This window comes from Idiomarina loihiensis (genome assembly GCF_024584785.1).
GTDB lineage: Bacteria > Pseudomonadota > Gammaproteobacteria > Enterobacterales > Alteromonadaceae > Pseudidiomarina > Pseudidiomarina fusca.
The window spans coordinates 1,341,656-1,366,559 of the sequence record NZ_CP074112.1 but is presented as its reverse complement, the minus strand read 5'-3'; the positions used below and the strand labels follow the sequence as shown (position 1 = coordinate 1,366,559).

28 protein-coding genes, 1 other RNA gene and 1 pseudogene are annotated in these 24,904 nt (G+C 49.1%); 21 read left to right on the top strand and 9 right to left on the bottom strand.

Annotated features, from left to right (window positions below):
- Positions 1 to 13: 13 nt before the first annotated feature.
- The 3 genes and pseudogenes from KGF88_RS06625 to KGF88_RS06615 all read right to left on the bottom strand — a co-directional run.
- Positions 14 to 672, bottom strand: a pseudogene (locus KGF88_RS06625) (ISL3 family transposase); the annotation flags it as partial.
- Positions 669 to 1,181 carry a signal peptidase II gene (gene lspA, locus KGF88_RS06620; protein WP_003821921.1) on the bottom strand — a complete coding sequence of 171 codons (513 nt, stop codon included), beginning with the start codon at positions 1,179 to 1,181 and terminating at the stop codon, positions 669 to 671. The pseudogene KGF88_RS06625 and the gene lspA, both read right to left, overlap by 4 nt.
- 3 nt (positions 1,182 to 1,184) lie before the next feature.
- Positions 1,185 to 2,081 (bottom strand): cation transporter, encoded by an 897-nt coding sequence (locus KGF88_RS06615; RefSeq protein ID WP_004364974.1) that lies wholly within the window; start codon positions 2,079 to 2,081, stop codon positions 1,185 to 1,187.
- A 95-nt stretch (positions 2,082 to 2,176) separates the two neighbouring features.
- Here KGF88_RS06615 and cadR point away from each other — a divergent pair, with 95 nt between their 5' ends.
- Entirely contained in the window at positions 2,177 to 2,581 is a 405-nt protein-coding gene (cadR, locus tag KGF88_RS06610; RefSeq protein ID WP_153827425.1) for a Cd(II)/Pb(II)-responsive transcriptional regulator, read from the top strand.
- 124 nt (positions 2,582 to 2,705) lie between these two features.
- Here the strand turns inward: cadR and ettA are convergent, their stop codons facing one another.
- Positions 2,706 to 4,373: an energy-dependent translational throttle protein EttA gene (gene ettA, locus KGF88_RS06605; protein WP_153826708.1), complete on the bottom strand. Its 1,668-nt coding sequence runs from the start codon at positions 4,371 to 4,373 to the stop codon at positions 2,706 to 2,708.
- 148 nt (positions 4,374 to 4,521) lie between these two features.
- Here ettA and glyA point away from each other — a divergent pair, with 148 nt between their 5' ends.
- From glyA to ribBA, 4 genes are all read left to right on the top strand, one after another.
- Positions 4,522 to 5,778: a serine hydroxymethyltransferase gene (gene glyA / locus KGF88_RS06600; RefSeq protein WP_110074737.1), complete on the top strand. Its 1,257-nt coding sequence runs from the start codon at positions 4,522 to 4,524 to the stop codon at positions 5,776 to 5,778.
- Positions 5,779 to 5,838: 60 nt separating this feature from the next.
- Positions 5,839 to 6,288 carry a transcriptional regulator NrdR gene (gene nrdR, locus KGF88_RS06595; RefSeq protein ID WP_110074736.1) on the top strand — a complete coding sequence of 150 codons (450 nt, stop codon included), beginning with the start codon at positions 5,839 to 5,841 and terminating at the stop codon, positions 6,286 to 6,288.
- Positions 6,281 to 7,414, top strand: coding sequence for a bifunctional diaminohydroxyphosphoribosylaminopyrimidine deaminase/5-amino-6-(5-phosphoribosylamino)uracil reductase RibD (gene ribD / locus KGF88_RS06590; RefSeq protein ID WP_153826707.1), 1,134 nt, complete (start codon positions 6,281 to 6,283; stop codon positions 7,412 to 7,414). Before nrdR ends, ribD begins: the two co-directional genes overlap by 8 nt.
- Before the next feature lie 71 nt (positions 7,415 to 7,485).
- A complete protein-coding gene (gene ribBA, locus KGF88_RS06585) occupies positions 7,486 to 8,559 on the top strand; it encodes a bifunctional 3,4-dihydroxy-2-butanone-4-phosphate synthase/GTP cyclohydrolase II (protein WP_238387080.1) in 1,074 nt (357 codons plus the stop codon).
- Here the strand turns inward: ribBA and KGF88_RS06580 are convergent.
- From KGF88_RS06580 to KGF88_RS06565, 4 genes are read right to left on the bottom strand one after another with little or no spacing between them, the layout of a single operon-like run.
- Positions 8,531 to 9,445, bottom strand: a complete 915-nt coding sequence (locus KGF88_RS06580) for a ketopantoate reductase family protein (RefSeq protein WP_153826705.1) — start codon at positions 9,443 to 9,445, stop codon at positions 8,531 to 8,533. The two genes, ribBA and KGF88_RS06580, sit on opposite strands and share 29 nt — an antisense overlap.
- 1 nt (position 9,446) lies before the next feature.
- A complete protein-coding gene (locus KGF88_RS06575) occupies positions 9,447 to 10,772 on the bottom strand; it encodes an AmpG family muropeptide MFS transporter (protein WP_153826704.1) in 1,326 nt (441 codons plus the stop codon).
- Entirely contained in the window at positions 10,772 to 11,374 is a 603-nt protein-coding gene (locus KGF88_RS06570) for a peptidylprolyl isomerase (protein ID WP_153826703.1), read from the bottom strand. The genes KGF88_RS06575 and KGF88_RS06570 overlap by 1 nt, the downstream gene beginning before the upstream one ends.
- Before the next feature lie 2 nt (positions 11,375 to 11,376).
- Positions 11,377 to 12,564, bottom strand: coding sequence for a methyltransferase (locus tag KGF88_RS06565; protein ID WP_153826702.1), 1,188 nt, complete (start codon positions 12,562 to 12,564; stop codon positions 11,377 to 11,379).
- A gap of 86 nt (positions 12,565 to 12,650) precedes the next feature.
- On the opposite strand from KGF88_RS06565, the gene KGF88_RS06560 reads away from it, so the two are divergent.
- From KGF88_RS06560 to KGF88_RS06545, 4 genes are all read left to right on the top strand, one after another.
- Positions 12,651 to 13,742, top strand: coding sequence for a ketoacyl-ACP synthase III (locus KGF88_RS06560; RefSeq protein WP_110074729.1), 1,092 nt, complete (start codon positions 12,651 to 12,653; stop codon positions 13,740 to 13,742).
- Positions 13,735 to 14,493 carry an enoyl-CoA hydratase gene (locus KGF88_RS06555; RefSeq protein WP_153826701.1) on the top strand — a complete coding sequence of 253 codons (759 nt, stop codon included), beginning with the start codon at positions 13,735 to 13,737 and terminating at the stop codon, positions 14,491 to 14,493. Before KGF88_RS06560 ends, KGF88_RS06555 begins: the two co-directional genes overlap by 8 nt.
- Positions 14,494 to 14,581: 88 nt before the next feature.
- An RNA gene (ffs, locus tag KGF88_RS06550) (signal recognition particle sRNA small type) lies at positions 14,582 to 14,679 on the top strand.
- 92 nt (positions 14,680 to 14,771) lie between these two features.
- Positions 14,772 to 15,875 (top strand): tryptophan 2,3-dioxygenase family protein, encoded by a 1,104-nt coding sequence (locus KGF88_RS06545; RefSeq protein ID WP_153826723.1) that lies wholly within the window; start codon positions 14,772 to 14,774, stop codon positions 15,873 to 15,875.
- Here the strand turns inward: KGF88_RS06545 and priC are convergent.
- Entirely contained in the window at positions 15,845 to 16,165 is a 321-nt protein-coding gene (gene priC / locus KGF88_RS06540; protein ID WP_162014544.1) for a primosomal replication protein PriC, read from the bottom strand. The two genes, KGF88_RS06545 and priC, sit on opposite strands and share 31 nt — an antisense overlap.
- A 361-nt stretch (positions 16,166 to 16,526) precedes the next feature.
- Here priC and KGF88_RS06535 point away from each other — a divergent pair, with 361 nt between their 5' ends.
- The 12 genes from KGF88_RS06535 to apt all read left to right on the top strand — a co-directional run bounded on the left by KGF88_RS06535 (position 16,527) and on the right by apt (position 24,902).
- A complete protein-coding gene (locus tag KGF88_RS06535) occupies positions 16,527 to 17,309 on the top strand; it encodes a DUF3450 domain-containing protein (RefSeq protein ID WP_110074726.1) in 783 nt (260 codons plus the stop codon).
- Positions 17,306 to 18,667 carry a MotA/TolQ/ExbB proton channel family protein gene (locus KGF88_RS06530; RefSeq protein ID WP_153826700.1) on the top strand — a complete coding sequence of 454 codons (1,362 nt, stop codon included), beginning with the start codon at positions 17,306 to 17,308 and terminating at the stop codon, positions 18,665 to 18,667. The genes KGF88_RS06535 and KGF88_RS06530 overlap by 4 nt, the downstream gene beginning before the upstream one ends.
- 4 nt (positions 18,668 to 18,671) lie before the next feature.
- Positions 18,672 to 19,196, top strand: a complete 525-nt coding sequence (locus tag KGF88_RS06525) for a MotA/TolQ/ExbB proton channel family protein (RefSeq protein ID WP_153826699.1) — start codon at positions 18,672 to 18,674, stop codon at positions 19,194 to 19,196.
- A gap of 12 nt (positions 19,197 to 19,208) precedes the next feature.
- Entirely contained in the window at positions 19,209 to 19,610 is a 402-nt protein-coding gene (locus tag KGF88_RS06520) for an ExbD/TolR family protein (protein WP_092855554.1), read from the top strand.
- 2 nt (positions 19,611 to 19,612) lie between these two features.
- Positions 19,613 to 20,227: an energy transducer TonB gene (locus KGF88_RS06515; RefSeq protein WP_153826698.1), complete on the top strand. Its 615-nt coding sequence runs from the start codon at positions 19,613 to 19,615 to the stop codon at positions 20,225 to 20,227.
- A gap of 2 nt (positions 20,228 to 20,229) precedes the next feature.
- The gene (locus KGF88_RS06510; protein ID WP_228759523.1) at positions 20,230 to 21,525 is read left to right on the top strand and encodes a tetratricopeptide repeat protein; all 1,296 of its coding nucleotides are present in this window, start codon (positions 20,230 to 20,232) and stop codon (positions 21,523 to 21,525) included.
- A 158-nt stretch (positions 21,526 to 21,683) separates the two neighbouring features.
- Positions 21,684 to 22,109 (top strand): hypothetical protein, encoded by a 426-nt coding sequence (locus tag KGF88_RS06505; RefSeq protein ID WP_153826697.1) that lies wholly within the window; start codon positions 21,684 to 21,686, stop codon positions 22,107 to 22,109.
- Positions 22,091 to 22,942, top strand: coding sequence for a DUF692 domain-containing protein (locus KGF88_RS06500; protein ID WP_153826696.1), 852 nt, complete (start codon positions 22,091 to 22,093; stop codon positions 22,940 to 22,942). Before KGF88_RS06505 ends, KGF88_RS06500 begins: the two co-directional genes overlap by 19 nt.
- Positions 22,932 to 23,735, top strand: a complete 804-nt coding sequence (locus KGF88_RS06495; RefSeq protein ID WP_162014543.1) for a DNA-binding domain-containing protein — start codon at positions 22,932 to 22,934, stop codon at positions 23,733 to 23,735. Before KGF88_RS06500 ends, KGF88_RS06495 begins: the two co-directional genes overlap by 11 nt.
- A gap of 45 nt (positions 23,736 to 23,780) precedes the next feature.
- Positions 23,781 to 23,906 carry a hypothetical protein gene (locus KGF88_RS06490; RefSeq protein ID WP_257119975.1) on the top strand — a complete coding sequence of 42 codons (126 nt, stop codon included), beginning with the start codon at positions 23,781 to 23,783 and terminating at the stop codon, positions 23,904 to 23,906.
- A gap of 24 nt (positions 23,907 to 23,930) precedes the next feature.
- Positions 23,931 to 24,326 carry a response regulator gene (locus tag KGF88_RS06485; RefSeq protein ID WP_110074718.1) on the top strand — a complete coding sequence of 132 codons (396 nt, stop codon included), beginning with the start codon at positions 23,931 to 23,933 and terminating at the stop codon, positions 24,324 to 24,326.
- Between the two features lie 57 nt (positions 24,327 to 24,383).
- A complete protein-coding gene (gene apt, locus KGF88_RS06480; protein ID WP_110074717.1) occupies positions 24,384 to 24,902 on the top strand; it encodes an adenine phosphoribosyltransferase in 519 nt (172 codons plus the stop codon).
- Positions 24,903 to 24,904 lie beyond the last annotated feature (2 nt).

The window sequence follows — 24,904 nt, the reverse complement described above, 5'->3', positions numbered from 1 at the left end:
TCTGATACCACCCTCAGATGGTTGATAGATCGACTCCGTAGTTGAGTTCCTCTGCGAAGTCCGGCAGTCCGTAACCGATGGTTTTCTTGTAGAAAGGAGAGACCTTCGCAGTCGGTGCCTTCTTCTTGTGCTTCGTGGTGTAGAGCATTCGTGCCCGCATCACCTCGAAGGAGTAACCGCGCCCTTCACGGTTCTTGTCCTTGGCCCTTCGGGATGGTGGCTATCCACTCGTCCAGGGCGGCTTCTGCCTGGAGCCGTGTGGTGGCGCACCACATGGAACTTATCGACCACGATACGGGCCTGGGGCAGCACAGCCTTGACCGCTGCCCGGTAGGGGTTCCACATGTCCATGCTGACGATCTCGACCTTCTGCCGGTCTTTCAGCTTCATCAGGTAGTTGGTCACCACGTCCTGGCGGCGGGTGGCCAGCAGGTCGAGCAGGGTTCGCTCCTCAATGTTGGTCAGAATGCAGCGGTAGCGCTTGTTCAGGTATAGCTCGTCAATGCCCAGGATGCGGGGCGTCTCGAAGCGGTGCCAGCGCCCCAGGAACTCGGCGCGGGCGTTGAAGATGTCGCGCACCGTCTTCTCGTCCAGGCCGGTCTGTGCCGCCACAAAGGTGTAGGGGTGGTTGAAGGATTCCTTCTCCACGTACTCATGCAGCCGCAGTGTCAGTCAGATCCATCCGACTCGGCATTGGTGTTTGCTTTTTTACCCAACAAGCTGCTGGAAACGAAAAGTAAGGCACCGAGGACAATTGCAATATCAGCCAGGTTGAAGGCCGGCCAATGCCAGTCTCGCCAATAGAAATCAAAGGAATCCACAACATAGCCGCGAAAGACCCGGTCAATCAGGTTGCCCATGGCGCCACCGAGGATAAGACTGTAAGCGATGGCTTCTCCTTTATGACGATTTTCAAGGATCAGCTTGATCAGAAAAATCGAGACCACTACCGCGATTCCGATAAAAAAGTAGCGCTGCCAGCCTCCACCATTCGCAAAAAGACTGAATGCGGCACCGGTGTTCCATAGGTGCACCCAGTTAAAGAACGGGGTCACCGAAACATACTCGCCATAGGCCATTGATTGCTGCACCAGCCACTTTACAGCCTGATCAGACGCTGCCAGCAGGCCCGATATGGACAATAGGGCATACGGCGAGAGCTTTTTGCCAATAATGAGCATTATTTAACCCTTCAACGCCAAAATGCGTCTGGCACCGTTAAGTACAATGCCCCCCGCGATGGTGCCGATAATCAGATCCGGATAATTGGAACCGGTCCACGCGACCAGGGCGCCGGCGGTGATGACCCCCAGGTTGATCACCACGTCGTTGGCCGAGAATATCCAGCTTGCCTTCATGTGCGCCCCGCCTTCCCGATGTTTGGATATGAGCAGCAGACAACTGGTATTGGCAATCAATGCGACGAATGCGATAGCCATCATCACCAGCGATTCAGGCTCACTACCGAATACAAAGCGTCTCACCACCTCTACGAGCACGCCCACAGCCAAGATCAGTTGCAGTACACCAGCAAGATGCGCGGCACGTACCTGCATTTTCACGCTATGTCCAACCGCATAAAGGGCAAGCCCGTACACCGCCGCATCGGCAAAATTGTCCAGGGATTCTCCAATCAGGCCGGTGGACCGGGCGATCAGACCGGCAGTCATTTCCACCACGAACAGAAGTGCATTGATGCCGAGCAACCAGCGCAGGGTCCCGGATTCTTGCTTAGCAGAAGCTGCCGAAAACTCGGCGGCCTTGATGGTCTCCGGATTTGCAGCGACGGTTTCCTGAAGCGAGGCGCCTAGCCCCAAGGTCTTCAGTTTCGAGGTGACGGGCTCGACCTCGCCGTCATGCACGACCTTCAGCCGGCGGTTCGACAAGTCGAAGGACAGCGCCCGAATCTCCTCAAAGCCGTTCAGGGCTAGGCGAATCATTCGTTCTTCTGATGGACAGTCCATCTTCGGCACGGCATAAACACTGACCCATCTCCCTGGCGCCTCGGAGGAGGCCTGTATATCGGTATCCGCTGCGGACGTTGCATCACCGCCACAGGCGCCACCACAGGATTTGCTCATGATACGACTCCACTTGAACAATGTTGTGGTACCATTTTAAACTATAAAGCTACTATAAGGTCAATAGAGTAAAGAATCCGTTGGGGAGGAGGCTGATGCGCATTGGTCAGTTGGCGCAGTTGGTAGGGGTCGAAACACAGACGATCCGCTTCTATGAACAGCAGGGCTTGTTGCCGCCGCCTGATCGGCAGGACAACGGTTACCGTGTCTATACCGAGAAGCATGGTGAGGGGCTGGCCTTCATCCGTCGCTGCAGAATCCTGGGCCTGTCACTGGCTGAGATTCACGAACTACAGAGCTATCAGGACGACCCTCATCAGCCTTGTACCGCCGTCAACGCCTTGCTCGATGATCACATCTCTCATGTGCGGTCGCAGATAACCGCTCTGCAAGCGCTTGAGAAACAACTCGTTTCACTGAGAGCGAGTTGCAACGATGACCGGGAAGTTGAGGCGTGTGGGGTTCTTGCTGGAATTAGCGAAGGAAACATGCACCAGTAGTAGGTGAAGCATCAACCAGATAATCCGCTTACCCGTTTTAGTGATGGCTAGAAGCTTCTGAAAAAAACGCCCGCCAGTGTCATTCTGGCAGGCGTTGTGTTGGTTGAAGCTAACCTGATATAACTTACACCCCAATCGGCTTATAACGAGTACGATGCGGCTCCATAGCATGCTCACCATGGGTCTTTTTCATATACTCTTCGTAATCAGAATAGTTCCCTTCGTAGAAGTTCACCACGCCCTCATCACGATAATCAAGAATGTGGGTAGCTACCCGGTCTAAGAACCAACGGTCGTGCGAGATCACCATAGCTGAGCCAGGAAACTCTAATAAGGCTTCTTCTAGCGCACGTAGGGTTTCAACATCAAGGTCATTGGTCGGTTCGTCCAAGAGTAACAGGTTACCACCAGCTTTTAATAGCTTGGCTAAATGCACCCGATTACGTTCACCCCCTGATAACTCACCAATGTGTTTTTGTTGGTCGTTACCACGGAAGTTAAAGCGACCCACATAGGCGCGGCTATTAATTTCAAAATTACCGATGCGGAGAATATCTTGGCCATCGGAGATTTCTTTCCACACGGTATTTTTGTCATTCATGTCATCACGGAACTGATCGACACTGGCCAACTGCACGGTGTCACCTAATTCAAGGGTACCAGAATCGGGTTGCTCTTTACCGGTGATCATGCGGAATAGCGTTGATTTACCAGCACCGTTCGGACCTATGATGCCAACAATAGCCCCTTTAGGAACGCTAAAGCTTAAGTCATTGATCAGTACCCGACCATCGTAGGCCTTATGCAAGTGCTGAACTTCAAGTACCTTATCGCCCAAGCGTGGGCCTGGTGGAATAAATAGCTCGTTGGTTTCGTTGCGTTTTTGGTAATCACCGCTTTGCAGTTCTTCAAACCGAGCCATCCGCGCCTTGCTTTTTGCTTGACGCCCTTTAGGGTTTTGCCGCACCCACTCAAGTTCTTGTTTAATACTGCGTTGCCGAGCTTTTTCTTGTTTCTCTTCTTGCTCAAGACGTTGTTCTTTTTGTTCTAGCCAAGACGAGTAGTTGCCTTCCCAAGGGATGCCATAGCCACGGTCAAGCTCTAAAATCCAGCCCGCCACGTTATCTAAGAAATAACGGTCGTGGGTAATGGCAACCACGGTACCTTCGTAGTCGTGTAAGAAACGTTCTAACCAAGCGACCGATTCAGCATCCAAGTGGTTAGTTGGCTCATCTAATAGCAACATATCAGGTTTGCTCAGTAGCAAACGGCAAATGGCTACGCGGCGACGTTCACCACCCGATAATACTTTGATTTTGGTATCCCACGGCGGTAAGCGAAGCGAGTCAGCTGCACGCTCTAGCATATTGTCTAAGTTGTGACCGTCTTTAGCTTGCAGGATAGCCTCTAGCTGGCCTTGTTTTTTCGCTAAAGCATCAAAGTCAGCATCTTCTTCCGCGTAGGCTGCATAAACCTGATCGAGCTCAGCTAGCGCATTTTTCACGTCAGCCACGGCTTCTTCTACGGTTTCACGGACAGTTTTGTCTTCGTCTAATTGTGGTTCTTGTGGCAAATAGCCAATTTCAATACCAGCGAGCGGTCGGGCTTCGCCTTCAATTTCTTTATCGATACCTGCCATGATGCGTAACAGGGTGGATTTACCAGCGCCGTTTAAACCTAATACCCCAATCTTTGCGCCAGGAAAGAAAGATAACGAAATGTCTTTTAAAATCGTCTTTTTCGGCGGGACGACTTTACTGACCCGCGACATCGAATAGATATATTGTGCCATAACTGCCCATGTTCCTTGTGAGGGTGAAATCTTAATGGACTATTTTAACCCTTAAGTTGGCGCTAACCCAAGTATATTGGTAAACTAGCGCACAGATATTTCCAATAACCCGCTGTCACTCCGGCAGCTGCTGCAGTTAGGAGCCCTGATGTTAAAACATGAGATGAACATTGCTAGCTATGATGCTGAGTTGTGGCAAGCGATGACCGATGAAGTACAACGTCAAGAAGAGCATATCGAACTTATTGCGTCAGAAAATTACACCAGCCCACGCGTGTTACAAGCGCAAGGTTCGCAGTTAACCAATAAGTACGCAGAAGGCTATCCGCACAAACGTTACTACGGTGGTTGTGAATTTGTTGATGTGGTTGAAGATTTAGCCATTGAGCGAGCCAAGCAGTTGTTTGGCGCTTGCTATGCGAACGTGCAACCGCATGCTGGTTCACAGGCTAACTCAGCAGTGTTTTTAGCGCTCTTAAACGCTGGTGATACGGTATTGGGTATGAGCTTGGCCCATGGCGGCCACCTAACCCATGGTTCCCATGTGAACTTCTCTGGCAAACTCTACCATGCGGTGCAGTATGGTTTAGATGAAAGTACTGGCGAAATTAACTATGCCGAAGTGCGTGAGCTAGCCTTGCAGCACCAGCCTAAAATGATCGTGGCTGGTTTTTCTGCTTATTCAGGTATTGTCGATTGGGCTAAGTTCCGCGAAATTGCGGACGAAGTAGGCGCTTATTTGCTAGTGGATATGGCGCATGTGGCTGGGTTAGTGGCAGCAGGTCTCTATCCGAACCCGGTACCTTTTGCTGATGTAGTCACCACCACCACCCACAAAACCTTAGCTGGCCCGCGTAGTGGTTTGATTTTATCAGGTAAAGATGACCCTGAATTGCACAAAAAACTTAACGGTGGTGTGTTCCCAGGTAGCCAAGGTGGCCCTCTAATGCATGTGATTGCTGCTAAGGCAGTAGCGTTCAAAGAGGCGATGGAGCCAGAGTTTAAAGCGTACCAGCAGCAGGTGTTAACCAACGCCAATGCAATGGTGAAAGTGATGCAAGAACGCGGTTACAAGATTGTCTCTGGTGGCACCCAAAACCATTTGTTCTTAGTTGATTTAATTGATAAAGATATCACGGGTAAAGATGCTGATGCAGCTTTAGGTCGGGCCTACATTACGGTGAACAAAAACTCCGTACCCAACGACCCGCGTTCACCTTTTGTGACGTCAGGATTACGGCTAGGTACCCCAGCTATTACGCGTCGTGGCTTTAAGCAAGCAGAAGCTGAGCAAGTGGCACACTGGATTTGTGACGTGTTAGATAATATTAACGACGAAGCAGCCATCAGTGCCGTGCGTGACCAAGTAAAAGCCCTTTGTAAGCGCTTCCCGGTCTACGGATAAGCAGCTCTTTGGTCGAGAATTAGGGCGATGAGTTCATTAGGTTAGGCAAGGAAAGTTATTATGCATTGTCCTTTTTGTGGCACGCAAGATACCAAAGTCATCGATTCTCGGTTAGTTGCCGATGGCGCCTCAGTGCGGCGTCGGCGCGAATGCACCGAGTGTAAAGAGCGCTTTACGACGTTTGAGACGGCAGAGTTGATCATGCCTCGAGTTATAAAGTCCGATGGCACTCGCGAACCTTTTAACGAAGATAAATTGCGTAGTGGCTTATTACGCGCTTTAGAAAAACGTCCGGTTAGTCTCGAAGCCATTGAGCAAGCCATGCAGAATGTCAAATCGTCATTAAGGGCAACGGGCGAACGTGAAGTCACCAGCAAAATGATTGGTGGCTTAGTGATGGAAAACCTCAAAGCCTTGGATAAAGTCGCATACATCCGGTTTGCCTCGGTGTATCGCGCCTTTGATGATATTCGTGAATTTGGTGAAGAAATAGCTCGTCTCAATGACTAATACCCCAGTTAGGTGCCACCAATTCTATATGCAACGTGCCCTTGATTTAGCTGCGCAAGGGCGGTTTAGCGCTGCGCCAAATCCTATGGTGGGATGTGTGATTGTGCAGCACGGCCAGATCGTTGGCGAAGGCTGGCATCAACGAGCCGGTGAGCCTCATGCTGAAGTACATGCCTTAGCTGCCGCCGGCGCATCAGCCAAGCATGGCACTGCCTATGTGACGCTTGAACCATGTAGCCATTTCGGTCGTACTCCTCCATGCGCAGATGCACTCATCAAAGCCCAAGTGGCGCAAGTTGTGGTGGCGATGCAAGATCCGAATCCGCTGGTGAGTGGGCAAGGTATCGCACGTTTACGAGCAGCGGGTATTGAGGTGCTGGTTGGCGTGTTAGAAACCCAAGCGCGTGCCTTAAACTGCGGTTTTATCGCTCGGATGCAACGGCAACGGCCCTGGCTCAGACTGAAAATGGCAGCATCATTAGATGGCCAAACAGCCTTAGCAAATGGCGCCAGCCAATGGCTCACCAGCAGCGCAGCAAGAGCCGATGTGCATCGTTTTCGCGCCCAAAGTAGTGCCATTTTGAGTACTGCGACCACGGTGCTAGCTGACCAAGCCCGATTGACGGCGCGCGGCGAATGGGTACAACAACAGCCACTGCGCGTGATCATCGATAGTCAGGGAAAATTAAAGGGTGATGAGCCGCTCTTTACCGAAAGCACAGCAACCGCTGCGCCTATTTTATTGGTGCATAGTGCCGAACTGACGACGACCAGAACTTGGCCGGAGCAGGTAACAATTTTGCAGTTGCCAGTAACTAGCAGTGGCCAGATAGATTTAGCTGAGCTGTTACACCAGCTAGCCCAAACGTATCAGATTAATTCGGTTTGGACCGAATGTGGGGCGAACTTGGCCGGCGCATTGATTGCAGCCGGTTGGGTTGATGAACTTATTTTATATTTAGCCCCGAAATTATTAGGTGCAAGTGCGCAAGGTTTATTTGCTTTGCCGGTATGGCAGCAGCTCGCGCAAGCGCCCACCTTAACCTATCGAGATGTTCGCCAGGTGGGGGCCGATCTTCGTATTACCGCCACCATCAACGCGAACCAAGGAGACCTTTCATCGTGACCAGTTTGCCATCAACAACTAGCTCGTTACATAGTGCTGCCGATATTATTGCTGATATTAAGCAGGGTAAGATGGTTATTCTCATGGATGATGAAGACCGTGAAAACGAAGGGGATTTAATTCTGGCGGCAGAGTGTGTTACGCCAGCGGCAATCAATTTCATGGCACGTTACGGCAGGGGACTGATCTGCTTAACGCTGACCGAAGAACGCTGCGAGCAATTGCGTTTGCCGCTCATGGTGAATCAAAACAACGCCCCTTACGCCACTAATTTTACGGTCTCTATTGAAGCCGCAGAAGGGGTTACCACCGGGATTTCAGCGGCAGACCGAGCTCGTACGGTGCAAGCGGCGGTAGCAGCCGATGCTAAGCCAAGCGATTTGGTGATGCCAGGCCATATTTTCCCGTTGAAAGCCAAGCCAGGTGGGGTGCTGAATCGGGCTGGCCATACCGAAGCCGGCTGTGACTTAGCGAGATTGGCTGGGTTTGAACCAGCGGCAGTGATTGTGGAAATCTTAAATGAAGATGGCAGCATGGCGCGGCGGGCAGACTTAGAAAAATTTGCCGCTGAGCATGATATCAAGATCGGTACTATTGCTGATCTCATTGAGTACCGCTCGTTAACCGAGAAAACTGTGCAGCGCCAAGCGCACTGTAAACTGCCCACCGCGTACGGTGAATTTGAGTTAATTGCGTATCAAGACACCATTGATAAACAAGCCCACTATGCCTTAGTTAAGGGTGACATTAATAGCTCTGAGCCGGTGAATGTACGAGTTCATTTGCAAGATACTTTTAATGACCTCTTTGCCACTGAGCGCGCTGCTAAGCGCAGCTGGCCGCTCGCTCATGCGATGGAATTTATTGGTGCCAACAGCGGTGTTCTAGTGGTTATTGGGCGGCATCAAGATAGTGCCGGCATGCTTGAGCAAATTGCTCATTTTGCGGCAGAAGATCGTGGCGAAAGAAAGCCAACGGCGGCCGCCTCTAATGCCTCTCGTAACGTCGGTATCGGATCACAAATCTTGGCTGATTTAGGCGTCCATCAAATGCGGTTGATGAGCTCTCCCAAGCGTTATTCAGCGCTGTCAGGGTTTGGCCTAGAAGTGGTTGATTTTATTGAAGACCCAAATAACCCTGCGTAATCTCTGTAAGTTGCTGCCACAGCTGGGTATTGGCTGGGGCAGCAAGACCTAACTGAGCACTTTGCTGAGCTACAAATCCATTCAAATAATCAATTTCAGTTGGTCGCTGTTGGCGCACATCACTGAGCATCGACGAGCGATTTGCCGCTGTTTTTTGCATCACTTGGCGCGCCTGTGCGAGTAGTTGCGGAGCATCGAGAGACACTTGTTCATGCTTAGCTAAGGCAACGATCTCAGTCGCCAGTTGCATTTGCAATTGCTGTACGGGTAGCTGTAAAAGATCGCCGTTCGGACAGTCGTAAATCACTGTCAACGCATTAATTAAACAGTTGGTGGCGAGCTTGTGCCAACGCACTAATTTAATCTCGTCACTCCAGGCTAATGGCGGCAAAGCAGCCGCTAATTGTTGTTGTATTTGCGGCACTAGCCAAGGGCTGGGGGGATTATTAGCCGTAGCCGCCTGCGGAACGCTGTAGCCCAGCCAGCTTTGCCCCACACCAGCGTGAACTAATAATGGCCCTTGCCGATAGGCGCCGTGAGTGGTGCTCCAAAAGAGAGTATGCGCCGGTAACAACTGCTGTTCATGAGTGAGCATACCGTTATAACTTAAAATCAACGGGCAGCGCTCTAGCAATTGCGCTTGGGCTAACTGTACGAGTAGAGGCTGCACTTGATAGGCTTTTACTGCTGCAAAAATGCAGGTTCCAGGCTCAAGTTGCTCGAATGAAGTGGTCATTAACTGATAGTGCTGGTTTGAAAAACTCAGTTGCAGATGCCCAACGGCGGGTTGCTGGCGTGGGCACAGGCTCACTTGTAGCCCTTGTTGCTGGAGTTTGATGGCCACCAAACTACCCAGGGCTCCGTTACCAACGACGGCCCAACGCATGTTAATTGGAATCCTGCTGGTAAGCTGCTTCTAAACGCAGTAATGGCTTACGGAGTGCTAATAGAATCAATAGGCTAGGGACCACCATCAAGGCGGTGAGCACAAAAAATAGCTGCCAATCTCCGTCAAGAGCATTTACCACGAAGCCACTGTAAGATGAGAGTAAGGTACGGCCAAGGTTACCCAGCGAGGCAAGCAGGGCGTATTGGGTAGCGGTGAAGGCGCGGTTACACAACAAGCTAATAAAGGCAACAAAGGCGACCGTAGACCAAGCACCGGTAAAGCCATCGATAATCACCGCAGCCAACAGTAGGTTGGTATTAGGCCCCACCCCGGCTATCCAAGCAAAGAGCAGATTAGAAGCGGCCATGGCTAAACCACCAATAAGGAGGCCGCGCACTATGCCAAGGCGTAAATTAACTAAGCTCCCCAAAATTGCGAAAACGATGGTGACCCACCAAGTGACTAATTTTGAGTAAATGGCAATGTCATCGTTGGTGAAACCGATTTCTTTATAGAACACAATCGACATTCGGCCTAAAAAGGCCTCGCCAATCTTAAACAAAAAGATAAAAGCCAACATGCTCAGGGCTAATCGCCAGCCGCTGCGTTTAAAAAATTCTGCTATGGGTGCAACCAGAGTATGGTGAAACCAACTTTGGCCAGCCTTTAATTGGGTGGTGACCGCTGAGTAGCGAGTGGAGTTTGGCGCCAGAATAACCCAAAAGATTTGCGCCACCATCACGAGGGTGAGCAGGCTGTAGGCTTGTTGCCAGTTCCAATGGGTGCCATCCACCAGAAAAAACGGAATGGCGCCAAGGCCGCTGTAACCAGTCCACCAGCCTGCTGTTGCCATGGCGGCGCCAGCGGATTGTAGGCGCGCTTCGTGGGCACCGAAGCTTTCAATGCGGTAGGCATCAATAGCGATATCTTGGGTTGCTGATAAAAACGCGATAACCACAGCTAACAGTGCAATCCACCAGGTTTGCGCAGTAACATCCAGCCAGCCCAAACCGGCGGTCGCCGCCAAAATACCGAGTAAACAGACCAGTAGCCAACTGCGGCGTTGTCCCAAGTGGCGAGCGAGCCAGGGTAGGCGCACCCGATCAATGACAGGTGACCAAAGTGCATTGATGGAATAAGCAATAAAAACAATACCAAATAAACCGATATTGGCTCGATTTACTCCGGCTTCTTGCAGCCAAGCGGAGAGCATGGAGCCGATCAGCACCCACGGAAACCCACTGATCATGCCAAAACCAAAAATCACCCAGATCCTTGGCTCTCGGTAAACAGCGAAATCTTTATACCAAGGGGTAGCTGACATTAGAGCGCCGGCAGCACATCAACACGAATCAGCATGGGCGGCTCAAGCGGCACATCACCCCAACCGGTAGGCTCATGAAACACATGGGTTTCAGTTGCCGCGAGCTGCTCTAGCACGTCTTCACCCTCAACAACCCAGCCAAACACAGCGTAGCCCCAACGGCTACTGCTCGGGTCTAGTTTGGTATTGTCGGCGACGTTAAAATAAAACTGGCGGGTTGCTGAGTGCGGATCGCTCACTCGGGCCATGGCGATGGTGCCATAACTGTTGCTCAGCCCATTACCAGATTCATTGACAATAGCAGGGCGCTCTACTTTGGCTTTAAAGTCAGCATCGTAGCCACCACCTTGCACCACAAAACCGGGCACAATGCGGTGAAAAATTGTGTTGTTGTAACTCCCAATTTCAACGTACTCAAGAAAGTTTTTGACGGTGAGTGGGGCTTTAGCACGGTTTAATTCAACCACGATATCACCGGCACTGGTGACCATCTTCACTCGCGGAAACTGGTTGTTTGGTTGAATTTCTGCAGCTGCGGGCGCTAGCAAGGCGGTCAGCAGGAACGTACCTAAAATAAAATGAGAATAAAGCTGTTTCAGCATGGTTAACCTCGAGCTCTCCAAATCACAAATTTGGCATTTTGTGCGTGTTGATCTACCTGTTTAAACAAACGCTTAAGGCTAGCATAATAAGGTAAGTGACGATTGGCGACCAGCCATAATTCACCGTTTGGTTGCAGCACGCGCTTAGCATCACGGAACATCTGCCGCGCGATATGTTCGGTAACCGCATGTTCTTGATGAAACGGAGGATTACATAGAATCAAATCAGCACTCGCACTTGGTTGTTGACTCAAACAATCGTCCACCCGAGTTTGATAAGCTTCAGAGTGAGGCAAATTCAAGTCGATATTAGTGCGGCAAGAGGCCATAGCCAAATAAGATTCATCGACCCAAGTCACTTGGCTGTGAGGCGATTGCTGTGCATAAACAATCCCCAGGATGCCATTACCGCAACCTAAATCGATAACCCGATTGGCGCCCGCAGCGGGCATGTGTTGCAGCATAAACCGAGCGCCAATATCAAGTGCATTACGGGCAAACACCCCTGCATGATGGCGCATTTCTAGGCCGTATTCAGGCAGTTGCCATGCATCAATAAAGTCGGCAGGTTCAGCGTCTGCAACCGCTTTCAGCTGCGCCTCTAAGGTGCGAGACTTTTTACTGGCAAGGGATACCGAGACATTATCGCAGTAACGTTCAAACAGTTGCCGCACGCTAGGAGTAAATAACTTACTTTTCGCCGCTGCCACTATGGGGGTGCCTGGTTTCAGTGTGGTAGCTAGCGTTGCTAATTGAAACTCTAATAAGCTGATACTTTTCGGTATTTTCAAAAGCACAGCATCAATATTAGGTGGCAAGTTTTGCAGCGGTTGTAAGAGGTTTAAAGCCGGTAGTTGCAGGTTCAGCTGATTTAGTTTGCTATTGTGTTGAAAGCCACGCTGGCTCACGTAAGAGTCGGTTAAGCTATGAACGACCGGTGGCGGAGTGAGTAGCTCAGAGTGGCAAGCCATCAGCAGTGCACCAAAACTATCATTAATTAATAGCGGTGCCTGCCATTGCGGACGCTGCGTCGCTAGCCAACTATGTATAAGTTCATCAGCCGCATCCCAAGCCTGCAAAGGATCTTGCTTGCGCGCCGGAAAGCGTTGTAGGTGCCAACTACCAAGTTCGGTAGTGAAAGTGGTAGCAGCGCTAGGCGTGCCCGTACGTATTGATTGACGTGAGTTCATAAGCTGATTAAATGGTCGGACATTTCTCTTGTTAACAATCGTGCTATGATAGCGAAAAACGACAGGTGACTATAGGTTTATATAACGTGAAAATATACGCAGAAATTACCGGCTGGGGCAAATGCTTGCCGCCAGCTATTATGACCAACGACGATTTAGCTACTTTTTTAGATACCTCGGATGAGTGGATTCGCACCCGTACTGGTATTGAAGAACGTCGGGTAAGCTACGTCGGCACCTCCAAATTAGCCACAGTAGCGGCGCGCAATGCCTTGGCCGCAGCTGGCCTTGATGCCAATGACCTTGATTTAATCATTGTTGGTACCTGTACCCCAGACGAAATTATCCCCAATGTGGCCTCAGCTGTGCAGCGTGATTTGGGTGCCAAATATGCTGCGGCATTTGATCTTAATGCTGCCTGCAGCAGTTTTTTATATGGGATGCATTATGCAACGCAAGCGATTCGCACCGGCGCCCATAAAAAAGTACTGATTATTGGAGCTGAGCGCTTAACCCGCATTTTGGATTGGACCAAGCGTGAAAGCGCAGTGCTCTTTGGTGACGGCGCTGGCGCTATGGTGCTGGAAGCAACTACCGAAGAATGTGGCTTATTAGCCTCTCACGTCACTTGCGATGCTGATGCCCGCGATGTTCTGGCGTTAGAGTTTGGCATGAGTTTTGACCGCTTTGGCTTTGACGGCATCATGCCGTTTAATTTTGTTGGCCAAGAGATTTTCAAGCGGGCAGTGAAAGGCATGAACATGGCCGTCGAAAAGGTGTTTGCAGAAACCGGTTTGACGACCGATGACATAGATTCACTCATACCGCATCAAGCGAATAAGCGCCTGATCGATTACTTGGCCAAGATGTGTAATGTGCCGGAAGAGAAAACCGTGATTAATATTCAAAAATACGGCAATACCTCTTCTGCCACCTTACCTATTGCTTTTTGTGAAGCGGTTGAACAGGGTATCGTTAAACCGGGTGATACTATAGTGTCAGCAGTTTTCGGTGGTGGCCTAACCTGTGGCGCCGGCATCATTAAATGGGGCCAACGAGTCACCCCAATTCGCGACAATAACGAAACGCTACCAAGTAATGGGCAAACCGCTTTAGATTTAATTTTGCCAGTGTACGAAGGCACGCGTAAAGCATGGGAAAAACGTGAACATGAGTAAACACAGCTCAGGGTTTGTCAAACAAGAAGTAAAGCAAGGGGTGTTGTGGTTAACACTAACCCGAACAGATAAGAAGAATGCGTTAACGCAAACCATGTATCTTGAACTCAGCAAAGCGTTACAAGATGCTGATCGTGATAGCAGCATTTCAGCTGTGATCTTAACCGGTTCGGGCGACAGTTTTACTGCCGGCAACGACTTGCATGACTTCTTGGCGATTGAAGATTTGGATGATAGCGCACCACCGTTTGAGTTTTTATACACCTTGAGTCGGCTTAGCGTGCCTTTGGTAGCCGGCGTCAATGGTTTATCCATTGGTATCGGAACCACCATTTTGCTGCATTGTGATTTGGTGTATGCCAGCTCTAGCGCTACCTTTGCCCTACCTTTTATTAATTTGGGCTTGGTACCAGAGGCCGCATCGAGTTTGTTACTGCCTAAGTTAGTTGGGCACTTGCGTGCGTCTGAATTACTGTTATTAGGCGATAGCTTTGATGCTAGTGCGGCACTAGCTTATGGGCTGGTCAATAAAGTCGTAGCGCCAGAGCAACTAGCGGTCGAACTGGAGCAAGTAGCTGCAGCCTTGGCAAGTAAGCCTCGGGCTGGCTTACGCGCTGCAAAACGATTGATCAAAGAGCAGGATGAACCGGTAGCTGATAGAATTGAGCGCGAAGCCCATATCTTTATCAAAGCACTGAGTTCTGAAACCGCTCGTAAAGCCATTGCTGAGCGCTTGCAGCGCAAAAAATAGTAAGATTGCTGCAATAATAGGCAGTTGAGACGGCAAGCCTTGCTACTCAACTGCCTTTGCGTAATAATGCGCGACGTTATGGTGGCCTCATTGGTCCCCCCGCAACACGAACTGGCGAACCCGGTCAGGCCCGGAAGGGAGCAGCCGTAGTTAGGGATGTGTGTGCCGGGGTGCTGGCTGGTGAGGCCGCCACCCAATAACAACAAAATCCTACTTGAGTTTCCCGCACGAAGAATTCACTATCTTAATTCACTTACAGTTAATGAATTGAGATGACCATGCCTAAAAATATCGAACCGGTTTATTACGGCGAGTATTTACAGCTCGATAAACTCCTAGATGCGCAAGCTCCGCATAGCCGCAAATACGGTGCAGAAGCGCACGACGAAACCCTCTTTATTATTGTGCACCAAGTTTATGAGCTTTGGTTTAAACAAGTTCTGCACGAGTTGCGCTCTATTCATCAAGCTTTGCAAGCCGACCAATTAGATGACCGCACGCTCTATACGTTAGCCCACCGACTGCGTCGTGTGCTGGCCATTCAAGATTTAATGAATGACCAGGTCGGGATTATCGAGACCATGACCCCGCAAGAGTTTTTGGCGTTTCGGGATTACTTGGTGCCAGCTTCTGGGTTCCAAAGTATTCAGTTCAAAGAACTGGAAATTCTGCTCGGGTTAACGCGTGGCCATCGTATCGCTTTTGATCAGCAATCCTTTTATAACCGCCTGAATGACACTGACCGTGCTTATTTAGAAGCGTTAGAACAGCAACCTAGTTTATTTGACCGAGTGGATGCTTGGTTGGCACGTATGCCTTTTTTAGAGTTTAACGACTTTAGTTTTTGGCAAACTTACCAACAAGCTGTAACGGCCGCATTAGATCATGATGAAAAAATTATTCGTGAAACCGCGGCGACACCCGAGCAGTTGGCGACGGAACTGGCGTCATTACAGTCAAATCGGGATAATTTTGCCGCTCTTTTTGATAACAATCGTTATATTGAGTTGCAAAAAAATGGCCAGGTACGTCTATCGCAGCAGGCCATGTTAAGTGCTTTGTTTATTACTCAGTACCGCGAAGAGCCAGCTTTTCACTTAGCACATCAGGTGATTACCGGATTAGCAGAAATGGACGAGAAGCTGACGATTTGGCGCTATAAGCACGCGATGATGGTGCAGCGTATGTTGGGGACTAAAATTGGTACTGGTGGTTCTTCTGGGCATGATTATCTGCGCCGCACCACGGAACAAAATCGGGTGTTCAAAGATTTCTTTGCGATGGCGACTTATTTACTTCCTAAAGCCGCCTTGCCAGAGTTGCCAACGCACGTACAACAAGCGCTTGGCTTTTACTTCCGCTCAAACCATGCAACCGCTTGATGCAACGCTTGCAGTTGGTCGGCTATGCGCGCACTGAGCCACTCGGTGCGCTGTGGTTGGCGCTGCTGCACTAAGGCATGCAAATGCAGCCGTACTTCTGCCAAGTAGTCGGCGGGGCAGGTGGCATCAGCCCGAAACAGCTGGGCGTCAAACCAATCGACGAATTGTTCTTCATCAATCTGCAAACGATCAATGCGTAATGCTAAAGCTGCTAATTGTTGCTCTACTTGGGATTGCAAATGAGCTAACTGATGCTTTAGTGTATGTACTGAGGATGCTGATGAGGCCATGCTCATTCCTTGCGCTGGTGGTTACTACCTAGATTTAGGTACTGTACTCCATCTGCAAGCCAAACCAAACTCTAAAATAGGGTAGTTTGGCGAGCCAGTGGAAGGCATTTACTAAAGTGCTTCATAGGCATCTGTTAAGATGCTGTAAACGTCATTATATAAGGTTTTGCTGTAAGCTATAACTGATATCGGTAGTTGACAGGATTACTTGTATCGTGGGAGTATTGAGTCATTATTACCTTAGTACTCCTAATGGTAATAGCTGCAAGTGTTGATTAAACTCTTTTCGTCACTCAAATAACTGGGAGGCTAACAGCATAAGGCTGTTACGCTTAAAGTTAAGTCAAATTGGTTGGGAACTATGACCAAAGTAATCAATAAAAGCAAAGTTGCTGCTGCCGTTATCGGCATGTTTGCAATTGCAGGTAGCGCGACAGTAGCTGCCCAAGACGTTTCTACGTTGCAAAACGAAGAAGCTAAAATCCACGCCGCAGATCAACGCTCTCAGCAAAAGATCAATTCTTTGTTTGAGCAAAGCCAAGATATGCTGTACGAATATCGCGGAATTGTAGACGAATATGAAAACTTAAAAGTCTACAACGACCACGTGCAACGTTTGGTTGATGACCAAAACGCATCACTGGCTTCTCTACAGCGCCAGATCGATGGCATCGAAGCAACGAAGCAAGGCGTTGTTCCTTTGATGTACAAAATGATCGACGCTTTGGAGCAGTTTGTGGAGCTGGACATTCCAATTCACAAAGAGCGCCGTTTGGCTCGAGTTGAACGTTTACGTGAAATCATGGGTGCATCTAACGTTGCTACCTCTGAGCAATTCCGTCAAATCACTGAAGCCTATCAAGCAGAAATGGACTACGGTTCAGGTCTGATTGCATACGAAGGCAAGTTGCAGTTCGAAGGTGAAGAAATCTCTGTAGACTTCTTCCACTTAGGCCGTGCAGCATTAATGGCACAATCGTTAGATTTGAAAAACGGTTGGATTTATAACGTCGAATCTGGCGCATGGGAAAAGCTTGATGATGCTTACTTAAGCTCATTAACCAAAGCTATTCGTATGGCGCGTAAGCAAACCGCCCCAGATCTGATCAAACTGCCAATTTATGCAGCGGAGCGTGCAGAATGAACAAACTAGTGAAATCTTTGCTGGTCGCAGCAGCATTCTCATTAACGGCTGGCGCAACTTCTGCTTATGCGCAAGAGCAAGCACAATCTCTTGAGCAGTTGCTTGAGCTGGTAAAACAAAACCGAGCTGCTTCACAGCAGATCAATAAAGAGCGTGAAGCTGAATTCACTGACGCTCGTGCTGATAAGCAAGCTTTATTAAACCGTGCGAAGAAACAATTAGCTGACGAGAAAGCTCGTGGCGAAAGTTTACAAACACAATTTGCTGAAAACGAAATTTCATTAGCTAACAAAGAGCAAGAGCTACAAAACGCCCTTGGTACTTTGGGTGAAATCGTGGGTGTTGCCCGTGGTGCAGCGAGTGAAACTATCGGTCGTATCGCCACTTCAATCGTAAGTGCACAGTATCCTGGTCGTGAAGACGTCCTAGAGTCTGTAGCTGAAGCGAAAGAAGTACCTACCATTGCTGAATTAGAAGAGCTTTGGTTGGCATGGTTAACCGAGATGCAACAGTCAGGTCAAGTAGTGACCTTCAACGCAGACGTTACTTTGCTTGATGGTTCTTCAGAAAACCGTGACGTTACTCGGATTGGTGTATTCAACCTGATCTCTAACGGTGAATACTTCAACTACAACGACTCAGCTGAAGAAATTCAACCCCTAGGTCGTCAGCCTGAAGGCTTCGTGTTATCTGCTGTTAGCGCATTTGAAAGTGCAACTACTGGCTACGAAGGTTTATACATTGACCCAGCTCGTGGTCAAATCTTGAACCTAGCTACTCAGAAAGCAACTCTTGAAGAGCGTTATCACCAAGGTGGCACCGTAGGTTACGTTATTACTGTAGCGTTAATCGTGGGCTTCTTGATTGCTATCTATAAGTTTGTAACCTTAGGCTTAGAAAGCGCGAAGATGCGTTCACAGTTGAAAAACACTGAGAATCCATCAAGCAAAAACGCCTTGGGCCGTATCTTGAAGGTTTATCAAGAGAACAAACACGCTGACACCGAAAACCTAGAATTGAAACTTGATGAAGCTATTCTGCGCGAGACTCCAAGCATTGAGAGCGGCGTTAACATCATCAAGATTCTGGCTGCGATTGCACCATTGCTAGGTCTATTAGGTACAGTTGTAGGTATGATCGGTACGTTCCAATCAATCACCTTGTTTGGTACCGGTGATCCGAAAATCATGGCTGGTGACATCTCAATGGCGTTGGTGACCACCGCATTGGGTCTGATTGCAGCATTGCCACTGATTCTTGTACATGCCATTGTGGCAGCGCGTGCTAAGTCTATTGTTCACGTATTAGACGAGCAAGCTGCAGGTATCGTCGCCGCTCACGCGGAGAAGAAGGAGTAATCCTATGGTATACCTGATGGAACTCTGGGAATCTATCAGGGATTTTCTGGGTACCGGTGGCGACGTCTTGTACGTCGTCATGGGAGCGCTCTTTCTCATGTGGGTACTCATGATAGAGCGCTACTGGTTCCTGACCGGCTCGTTTCCTAAAATCAAACAAGAAATTGTTGATAAATGGAACGCCCGTGAAGATACCACCTCGTGGTACGCTCATAAAATCCGTGAAGCATGGATTTCTGAAGCCGACGAAAAGCTAAACGCGCGCATTTTGTTGATTAAAACCTGCGTAGCGATTTGTCCGTTGATCGGACTACTAGGCACCGTAACCGGGATGATTGCAGTATTTGAAATCATGGCGGTACAAGGTACTGGTAACCCACGTCTGATGGCGTCGGGTATTTCGATGGCTACCATCCCAACTATGGCGGGAATGGTTGCTGCATTGTCTGGTATGTTCTTCGCATCACGCTTAGAAGCGCGGGTACGTCGGGCCAAAGACAAGCTAATCGACAGTTTGCCACATCATTAAGAGAGAAGAATTATGGCACGTAAACGTTTTCGTGAAGAGGAAGATGCAGCGATCGATATGACGCCGATGCTAGACATCGTATTCATCATGTTGATCTTCTTCATCGTAACCACCTCTTTCGTTAAAGAAGCTGGTATTGACGTGAACAAGCCAGAAGCAAGTCAAGCAGAGAAAAAACCTTCTGCTAACATCTTTATCGCTATTCGTGCGAACGGCGAAGTATGGATGGACAAGCGTATGGTTGATGTTGAGCGTGTAGGCGCAAACATCGAGCGTCTTTTGGCCGAACAGCCAACTGATATCGTAGTGATTCAGGCGGACAAAGAAGCCAAACATGGCGTTGTCGTTAAGGTCATGGATCAAATCAAGGAAGCGGGTATTGACAAGATATCCATAGCCGCAGAGGACGATTAATTATGGTGCGCTTCATAGTATCAATACTATTAGGTGCTGCAGCTACGTTCCTTCTGTTCGCTTTCATGGCTTTTTTGATTAGCGGCGGTGAGGGACGTAACGAAGGTCCACCACCGACTGCACCGATTGAAATTGTGACGAATCCACCGGATTCGGATGTGGATCAGCGTCGTCGTACGCCTCCACCACCGCCTCCGCCGCCACAACAGCCGCCTGAGACGCCGCCTAACGAACCTGATACTTCAGATTCAGACGGCTTAAATTTAGACTTAGGTTTTGATGTTGATGTTGGTGGTACGGATTCAGGTTTTGATGCCAGTGGTGCGATGATTCGCGATGGTGAAGCAACGCCGATTGTGCGAATCAACCCACGTTATCCGCCAGCGGCGCAACGTGATGGCATTGAAGGTTACGTAGTGCTTAGATTCACTATCGATGAAACCGGTGGTGTAACTGATGTCGAGATTATTGATTCGAACCCACGTCGGGTATTTGACCAAGAAGCTCGCCGAGCACTATTACGCTGGAAGTACAAGCCGAAGGTAGTTGATGGTAAAGCTGTGCGTCAGCCTGGCCAAACTGTACAACTAGACTTCAATATGGGTGAGGAGGGATAACGATGATGCACAAGAAGCTCGTAGCCTTAGCTAGCGCTGGTGTATTGTTTGCGGCTTTAGCGGTAACCCCAGTTACTGCTTCAGCGCAAGACGTTAACTACAACTTGCCTACCGCTGAAGAAATTCAGAAACGCAAAGACTCGCGTCGAAATGAAGCGATTTCAGAGCGTATCGGTCGTCGCGTTATGGCGGCGGTTGAGTTGTACGAAGCAGGCGATGCCAATGGTGCGATTACAGAACTTAAAGATTTATCGATTCGTTCTGACCTTGATCAAGCCTTTGTAAATCGCTTGTTAGGTAGCTTGTATGCGGGTAACGACCAGTTAGACGAAGCTCTGCCTTTGGTGAAAGCCGCGGCCGATGCTGATATCTTAGGCTGGAACGACCAAGCCACTGCATTAAAGCTAACAGCTGATTTGAGCCTGCAATTAGAGCAATACAACCAAGCTATTCAGTATTATGGCAAATGGTTGCAATTCTCTGGCGAAGCAGACCCGGATGTATTTTTACGTATTGCTAACGCTTACTACGAGATGAAGCAATTCGACAAAATCGTTCAACCAGCTGATTTAGCTATTCGTAACTACGAAGAGCCTAATAAGAACCCTTATGTTCTTAAAGTAGCTTCTTATTACGAACGCAAAATGTACAGCGATGCAGTTAAAGTACTAGAAGCCGGTTTGAAAGTTATTCCTGACGAGAAAAACTGGTGGAATCAGTTAGGTATGATGTACTTGCTGGAAGAGAAAATCGACAAAGCTCTGCAAACTCTTGAGGTTGCATACTTAGCCGGTTATTTCGACAAAGAAAGCCAGTACAAAGCCTTGATTCAACTGTACGGTAACAACGAGATTCCATATAAAGCAGCAAGCTTAATGGAAAAACACCTAAACAATGGTGATCTCGAGCAGACTGCACGTTTGTGGCAAAATGCTGCGCAAAACTATGACCAAGCGCGTGAATATAAGCGTGCTGCGGCGCTATACGGTAAAGCGGCAGAGTTAGAAGAAACTAACGCTGACAAAGCAACCCAATATCGTCGCCAAGGTACATCGTATTTGCGTGCAGAAATGTACACTCAGGCAGCTGCTGCTTACAGTAAAGCATTAGACTTAGGCATTGAAGAACGCGGTGCTGTGTATATGTCATTAACTGAAGCTTACTTCTATCAGAATAAGTTCAGCCAAGCTTTGGCATCAGTTAAAGAAGCACAGAAGTTTGAAAACGAACGTCGCTCAGCACGTAGCTGGGAACAATACATTCGTTCTAAAGCCAGTAACCGTGGCGTTAAGCTGTAAGGCTTAAGCTTTCAGGTTCGTTAGATAATGAAAACCCCGCCTGGTGCGGGGTTTTTTTTGCTATGGCAATCTATTTCGAACTTTAACTCGCTATGCTAGTCTATACTCAGTAACAAGATTTTTTTTTCAATCGTCATTAATCACTTGGAGTTATCCTTATGAAAGCACTACAAACGTCAGTTACTTTAGCTGTAGGAGCCTTGTTAGCAAGTGCTGCTGCACCCGCGGCGCAAGCTAATCCGTTTGGTTTTAGTGAATTGCCTAGTGGCTACCAGCAAGCAGCTCAGCAACAGCAAGAAATGCGTGGCGGTGGTAAAGACAAGGCTAATAAAAAAGCCGACAAAGAAATGAAATGCGGCGAAGGTAAATGTGGTGAAGCCGATCAAGAAAAGCGTGCTAAACATCAAGCTGAAGGTAAATGTGGTGAGGGCAAATGTGGCGAAGCCATGAGTGAAAAAATGAGTGAAAAAATGCGCGAAAAAATGCGCGAAAAAATGGATGCCAAAAAGAAAGGCAAAGCTGAGCAAGAAATGAAATGCGGTGAAGGCAAGTGCGGCGAAGGTAAATGCGGCGAGCAGCGCTAACGCCTAACCCCATACCCTCCTTAGGATTAGGCTTACGGCGGGAATTTTTAGACCAGGTTTTGACGGAGCTACCCGCCGTCGCTCAGTGGGAAATTGCACCAGAGAACTGGATGGGGCGCGGTAATTTGGCTGAATACCAGTTAGATTATCTGCGCGACCATTATCCCATCAGCAGCCATGGGTTATCGCTATCCATTGGCAGCCAAGATCCTCTAGATGAGGCTTTTTTGCTGCGCCTCAAGGCGTTCTTAGATAGGTTTAGTATCAACCGGTACAGTGAACACCTGAGTTACTGCTCGGTCGGTGGCCATTTGTATGATCTGTTGCCGATCCCCTTTACCGAAGCCGCTGCCGAACACGTGATTGCGCGGGTGCGAAGGGTACAGGAAATTATTGAGCGACCGTTGGTACTCGAGAATATTTCGTATTACGCGAGTGCTGCTACAGAACTGGATGAATTGAGTTTTATTAAGCGCATTTTGCAAGGCGCAGATTGTGAGCTATTGCTTGATGTGAATAACGTTTACGTTAATAGCATCAATCAGGGCTACGATCCGCATCAGTTTATTTGCGAACTACCAAGTTCGCGCCTTACCTATGGCCATATTGCCGGGCATCATGAAGAAGCTCCCGATTTACTCATAGATACCCACGGTGCTGGGGTAAAACCAGCAGTGGTGGAGTTATTGCAGTTAGCTCAGCAGGTTCATGGGCCGTTTGCGGTGGTACTCGAACGAGATTTCAATATTCCTCCCTTGGGAGAGCTTCTTAACGAGCTGTATGAGCTTGATCAACAGCTGCAACCCCTCGGTGAGGCGCTGCATGGCAACTAACAAACCGAGTCCTGATTGGCGTGAGCTGCAGCAACAGTGGGCGGCCGCTATTCGTGCTCCTAACCAAGGTAGCCTTCCAGGCGTTGAACCTCGGCGTTTAGCTGTGTATCAGCGCTTGGTTTTTAATAACATAGATAGCTTTATCAGCCGTGGCTTCCCGGTATTGCGACAGTTGCACAATGAGCAGCAATGGCAACAGCTGATCTATCAGTTTATGCAGCAACACGCCGCGCAGTCGCCGCTGTTTGCCGATATCGGACGTGAGTTTGTGGCGTTTGCGCAGCAAACGTTACCCGCGGTGTGGGCTCAGTTGGCGCAATACGAGCGGATGGAAGTTGACGCTTTGTATGCCGAGGTGGATTATCAGTTGCTGCACGCTACTAACGCCGCGGCCGAACCTGCACCGAGCGCAAATGAGTTACTCGATAGAGTGCAATTCCGGGTGAATCCAAGTGTCCAATTGGGCGTGTTCCAGTACCCTGTGCAGCAAGTGAGTGCGGCTAATCCACAACCGCCTGCCGCAGCTGAACCTGTGTGCTTGGTGGTTTATCGTGAGTTGACCTCGCAGCCTCATTGGCAGCAACACGAAGCTGTCAAATTTATGCAACTAACGCCGCTTACAATGGTGTTGTTGGAGACTCTCCAGCAGGCTAACGGCAGCACTTTGCGTGCTGCTTTGGCTAGCCTCCAGCCCTACGCCGTCGGCTATCAACCAGAGCAACTAGCGCAAGCCTTAGTGACAGTGGTTGAGGGGTTAATGCAGCGTTGTGTGTTGTTCCTCGCGCCCGAATGAAGTATGATCCGCCCCGCAAAATTTTAGTCAGTGAGGATGTATTTTATGGCACATAATGAAGATTTCCGAGACGAATCGGGCGTAAAAATGGGCTGGCTTGCGGTAATTACGTTTGTTGCCGTACCGGCTTTACCTGCGGTATTGGCGTGGTATAAATTTTTTGCAGCATAAGCTGTGACGATTGAAAGGCACGTTATGTCTCTTAAACTTTTGTTGGTTGAGGATAAACCAGCAACCCAGGCTCAGTTGCTACAGATTCTTGTACAGAGCCAATTCTCGGTGAGTTGCGCCAATGATGGCCTTGATGGGCTTAACCGAGTAAAGAATAAGCACTTTGACGTGATTTTAGTTGACCATAAAATGCCCCTCATGGATGGCATGGCGTTGATTAAAAATATTCGTCAACTTCCTGCCTATAAGCAAACCCCGGTAATCTTGATGACCACGCAAGATGTGAATCAGGTAGCCGGGTTAGCTGAAAAAGCTGGGGCTAATTTGTGCTTGGCTAAACCGATTGCAGCCGACCGTTTATTGGGGTTGCTGCAAGATTTAGCTAGTACCATTCACAACCCGAAGCAGCTTACCGTATAAATTATCGCCTGCTAAGGCAGCATCAGCTGAGGGCAGGCGCATTGAGGGTAATTCACCATGCAATTAACCGATCACATTCGCGCCATCCCTGATTACCCTAAGCCGGGTATTGTGTTTCGTGACATCACGCCGTTATTGGCCGATGGGGCTGCATTCAAGCATACCGTAGATACTTTGGTAGCACGTTATCGCGACCAAGGTATCACTAAGATTGTTGGGATTGAGGCCCGCGGCTTTATTTTTGCAACAGCGCTTGCCTATGCGCTGGGTGTTGGCTTTGTGCCGCTGCGTAAGCCGGGCAAATTACCACGCCAAGTAGTGAGTCAGCGTTATGCACTCGAATACGGTGAAGATGAGCTGCAACTGCACGCTGATGACATTACCGCTACCGACAAGGTGCTGATCATTGATGATTTGCTCGCCACGGGTGGTACCGTGTTAGCCGCGGTAGCCTTAGTGCAGGCCTTGGGAGCCGAAATTGTGGAATGTAGTTTCGTGATCACCCTGCACGATTTACCCGGTGCTGAACGGCTAAACCAAGCGCAGATTCCATACTATACCCTGTGCGAGTTTTAGGG

Coding starts and splice junctions, on each gene's coding strand:
- lspA (WP_003821921.1), bottom strand. CDS start 1,181: ATGCTCATTATTGGCAAAAAGCTCTCGCCGTATGCCCTATTGTCCATA.
- KGF88_RS06615 (WP_004364974.1), bottom strand. CDS start 2,081: ATGAGCAAATCCTGTGGTGGCGCCTGTGGCGGTGATGCAACGTCCGCA.
- cadR (WP_153827425.1), top strand. CDS start 2,177: ATGCGCATTGGTCAGTTGGCGCAGTTGGTAGGGGTCGAAACACAGACG.
- ettA (WP_153826708.1), bottom strand. CDS start 4,373: ATGGCACAATATATCTATTCGATGTCGCGGGTCAGTAAAGTCGTCCCG.
- glyA (WP_110074737.1), top strand. CDS start 4,522: ATGTTAAAACATGAGATGAACATTGCTAGCTATGATGCTGAGTTGTGG.
- nrdR (WP_110074736.1), top strand. CDS start 5,839: ATGCATTGTCCTTTTTGTGGCACGCAAGATACCAAAGTCATCGATTCT.
- ribD (WP_153826707.1), top strand. CDS start 6,281: ATGACTAATACCCCAGTTAGGTGCCACCAATTCTATATGCAACGTGCC.
- ribBA (WP_238387080.1), top strand. CDS start 7,486: ATGGTTATTCTCATGGATGATGAAGACCGTGAAAACGAAGGGGATTTA.
- KGF88_RS06580 (WP_153826705.1), bottom strand. CDS start 9,445: ATGCGTTGGGCCGTCGTTGGTAACGGAGCCCTGGGTAGTTTGGTGGCC.
- KGF88_RS06575 (WP_153826704.1), bottom strand. CDS start 10,772: ATGTCAGCTACCCCTTGGTATAAAGATTTCGCTGTTTACCGAGAGCCA.
- KGF88_RS06570 (WP_153826703.1), bottom strand. CDS start 11,374: ATGCTGAAACAGCTTTATTCTCATTTTATTTTAGGTACGTTCCTGCTG.
- KGF88_RS06565 (WP_153826702.1), bottom strand. CDS start 12,564: ATGAACTCACGTCAATCAATACGTACGGGCACGCCTAGCGCTGCTACC.
- KGF88_RS06555 (WP_153826701.1), top strand. CDS start 13,735: ATGAGTAAACACAGCTCAGGGTTTGTCAAACAAGAAGTAAAGCAAGGG.
- KGF88_RS06545 (WP_153826723.1), top strand. CDS start 14,772: ATGCCTAAAAATATCGAACCGGTTTATTACGGCGAGTATTTACAGCTC.
- priC (WP_162014544.1), bottom strand. CDS start 16,165: ATGGCCTCATCAGCATCCTCAGTACATACACTAAAGCATCAGTTAGCT.
- KGF88_RS06535 (WP_110074726.1), top strand. CDS start 16,527: ATGACCAAAGTAATCAATAAAAGCAAAGTTGCTGCTGCCGTTATCGGC.
- KGF88_RS06530 (WP_153826700.1), top strand. CDS start 17,306: ATGAACAAACTAGTGAAATCTTTGCTGGTCGCAGCAGCATTCTCATTA.
- KGF88_RS06525 (WP_153826699.1), top strand. CDS start 18,672: ATGGTATACCTGATGGAACTCTGGGAATCTATCAGGGATTTTCTGGGT.
- KGF88_RS06520 (WP_092855554.1), top strand. CDS start 19,209: ATGGCACGTAAACGTTTTCGTGAAGAGGAAGATGCAGCGATCGATATG.
- KGF88_RS06515 (WP_153826698.1), top strand. CDS start 19,613: ATGGTGCGCTTCATAGTATCAATACTATTAGGTGCTGCAGCTACGTTC.
- KGF88_RS06510 (WP_228759523.1), top strand. CDS start 20,230: ATGATGCACAAGAAGCTCGTAGCCTTAGCTAGCGCTGGTGTATTGTTT.
- KGF88_RS06505 (WP_153826697.1), top strand. CDS start 21,684: ATGAAAGCACTACAAACGTCAGTTACTTTAGCTGTAGGAGCCTTGTTA.
- KGF88_RS06500 (WP_153826696.1), top strand. CDS start 22,091: ATGCGGCGAGCAGCGCTAACGCCTAACCCCATACCCTCCTTAGGATTA.
- KGF88_RS06495 (WP_162014543.1), top strand. CDS start 22,932: ATGGCAACTAACAAACCGAGTCCTGATTGGCGTGAGCTGCAGCAACAG.
- KGF88_RS06490 (WP_257119975.1), top strand. CDS start 23,781: ATGGCACATAATGAAGATTTCCGAGACGAATCGGGCGTAAAAATGGGC.
- KGF88_RS06485 (WP_110074718.1), top strand. CDS start 23,931: ATGTCTCTTAAACTTTTGTTGGTTGAGGATAAACCAGCAACCCAGGCT.
- apt (WP_110074717.1), top strand. CDS start 24,384: ATGCAATTAACCGATCACATTCGCGCCATCCCTGATTACCCTAAGCCG.